General features: G+C 69.4%; 3 protein-coding genes. 1 reads left to right on the plus strand and 2 read right to left on the minus strand.

Going from position 1 to position 2,372, the window contains the following annotated elements; genetic code table 11:
- Positions 1–224 precede the first annotated feature (224 nt).
- A complete protein-coding gene (locus CNO22_RS26690; protein WP_100502248.1) occupies positions 225–1,112 on the minus strand; it encodes a Rieske 2Fe-2S domain-containing protein in 888 nt (295 codons plus the stop codon).
- Positions 1,109–1,582: an antibiotic biosynthesis monooxygenase family protein gene (locus tag CNO22_RS30320; protein ID WP_198588637.1), complete on the minus strand. Its 474-nt coding sequence runs from the start codon at positions 1,580–1,582 to the stop codon at positions 1,109–1,111. The genes CNO22_RS26690 and CNO22_RS30320 overlap by 4 nt, the downstream gene beginning before the upstream one ends.
- Before the next feature lie 245 nt (positions 1,583–1,827).
- Here CNO22_RS30320 and CNO22_RS26700 point away from each other — a divergent pair, with 245 nt between their 5' ends.
- The gene (locus CNO22_RS26700; protein ID WP_232807387.1) at positions 1,828–2,298 is read left to right on the plus strand and encodes a hypothetical protein; all 471 of its coding nucleotides are present in this window, start codon (positions 1,828–1,830) and stop codon (positions 2,296–2,298) included.
- Positions 2,299–2,372: the final 74 nt, after the last annotated feature.

Genomic DNA, 2,372 nt, shown 5'->3' on the forward strand with positions numbered 1-2,372 from the left:
GGCCACCACCCGCTCACGCAGATCCATCGAATAAGCCCGCACCCCAGCGGAGTACGTCTGCCAACCGCCCACCGTCAACCAATCAGCACACCGCTGTGACACGTCCATCACCGGAACGGGCCTCCGGCACGTGCTCTGTGAGGCGAGGGTGGGGTCGTCCGAGCTGGTCGGCGTGGTCAGCGTCTCGTCCCGGGACACGCGAACCGTCATGACCTCGCTCGAGGCTAGGCAGTGCTCGAGGCATCGCCCAGATCATCGATCACGGCACCGGGGTCGACGTCGTCGCCGTTGAGCCCCCGCCCGTGCTGATGCTCTTCGTGGAAACCCACCCACTCGCGCCCCAGTTCCTCCCGGCGGGCCCTTTCGGTGCTGTCCCGGAACGAGGGCAGGGCGTCGCGCTCCTCCTCCTGCAGGTGCTCCTCGTTGACCTCGCGCGCCTTCCGGAACGCCTGCCACCAGGCCTCACTGCCCACGTCGTGCTCGTGTACGGCACGGACGCTGTCACGGATCTCGTTGTGGTCCCGTACCGCGTGCTCGGCTTCCTCAACTCCGTCGTCCGCGGCACGGGCCAGTTTTGGATAGAGCAGAGACTCCTCGCCGCTGGCGTGGATCTCGAGGAGCTCGGTCAGGGCGGTCCACGCCGTGTCGAGTTCATGAGTGTCGGACAGGACTTTGATGGCCTCGAACTGACGGCGGATCGCGTCGTGCTCCCGCTCGATGAGAACGGTGATGTCCATGTCCGGACCTGAGGACGACGCGGCGTTCCCTGCGGACGCGGCCGGAGGGTCCGCCGGTTGCTCGTCCCCCTCTTCCTGCCGGATCTCGAGGGCTCCGTCGGTGACCCTTGCCGACCAGATCGTCAGCCCGGACCGGGCCGGACCCTCCACGACGGCACCGGTGGCGATGTCGAACCGGGCGAGATGGCACGGGCAGACGACGGTCCGCCCGTCGAGTTCACCGTCGGCCAGGGAGCAGCCGGCGTGGGGACAGGTGTCGTCGAAGGCATGCAGCTCGCCGTCGAGCATCGTCACCGCCACCGCGGAACCGTCGTGGTCCAGGGTGACGAGTTCACCCTCCTCAGGTGGCGAGGGATGACTGTGCTGCGAGGTCATGGGGGCCTTCCGCTGCGTCCGGGTCGCGCTCGACGAGCCAGGTCGTGGTCTGTACCGGTCCCCGGACTACCCATGGGTTGCGCCGATGTACCCGACCTGTCCGAGACGACGCGCCACGAGATCCCCACCTGCAGCGCCATCGCTGAACGAGGGAGCACGCCCCCTTCACCCCGAAGCGTGCGCGTCCGCGACGACGCGGAACCACTCCGAACGACTCGGCTCCTCCTCGAGCCGTTCGAGGGTCCCCGCTGTTCCAGGAAGGCGGGGTCGTGGTGCCAGTTCTCCCAGTCCGTACGGGTGCGCCAGGTACCGACGATCATCCGCGTGGAGCTGTCGTCGTCCGGGGTGAGCAGCTGCCCAGAGATCCAGCCCGGCCGGTTCCGCGCGGACTCGAATCGCTCGCGCATCGCGCTGTCCCACTGCGCCTCTGCGCCGGACCGCAGCTTGGCCGTGGTCACCACCGTCATCATGGTCGCCTCCCGGAATCCTCGTGCTGCAGACGAGTCTGCGATGTGGGCGCCCCGTTGTCCCTCCGGCGGTCGATCTGAGCGCAACGCAGAACGAGCCGGGGCGACATCACCGGCGTCCTGGCCCCCAACGGCTGCCGGTACGTCGTCGAGGGTGCGAACATGCCGACGCCGCCGGACGCCGTTCGGATCTTCGGTGAGAGCCGGCACCGCCTTCGCGCCCGGGAAGGCGGCCAACGCGGAGCGGGGTGGCCGCTTCGGCGCTGGAGGAGCAGCAGAACACCTCGCGGGACCGCTGGACGTTCGAGCACAGCGAGTCCCGGCTCGAGGACATCATGCGTGACATCCACACCGCTGCGCCGCTGTCGCCGGCGAGTACCGGGGCCCCGGCCGACCTGGCGCGGGGGCCGAACGTGGCAGGGTTCCTCCGACTGGCCGAGGCCGTGCCCTCCCACGGGTTGAGCTGGGGCCCGCGGCTCGGACTCACATGCAGGGCAGGGCTACGAGACGGCATCCGCCGAAGGAGCCCATCAGGCTGTTGCCCGTCCTTGAGCCTGACCCCGAAGTCCGTCGTCGCCCTCAGCCGGGCGCGCGTGAACCTCCCCGCAGGTGGGGGTCTCGATCAGCTCTCTGGACATCGTCGCCACGGCCGGGACTTCCGGTCCCGATGTGAAGGTGGCGCGCCCGCTCAGCGGCGCAGCAGCGCTCCCAGCGCCTGACCGTCGTAGAGCACGGAGGAATCGACGGGCTCGCCATCGAGCATGGCCGCCGGAGTGCCCTGCGGATCCTGGTC

The sequence above is a fragment of the Geodermatophilus chilensis genome (assembly GCF_002802985.1).
Classification (GTDB): Bacteria; Actinomycetota; Actinomycetes; order Mycobacteriales; family Geodermatophilaceae; genus Geodermatophilus; species Geodermatophilus chilensis.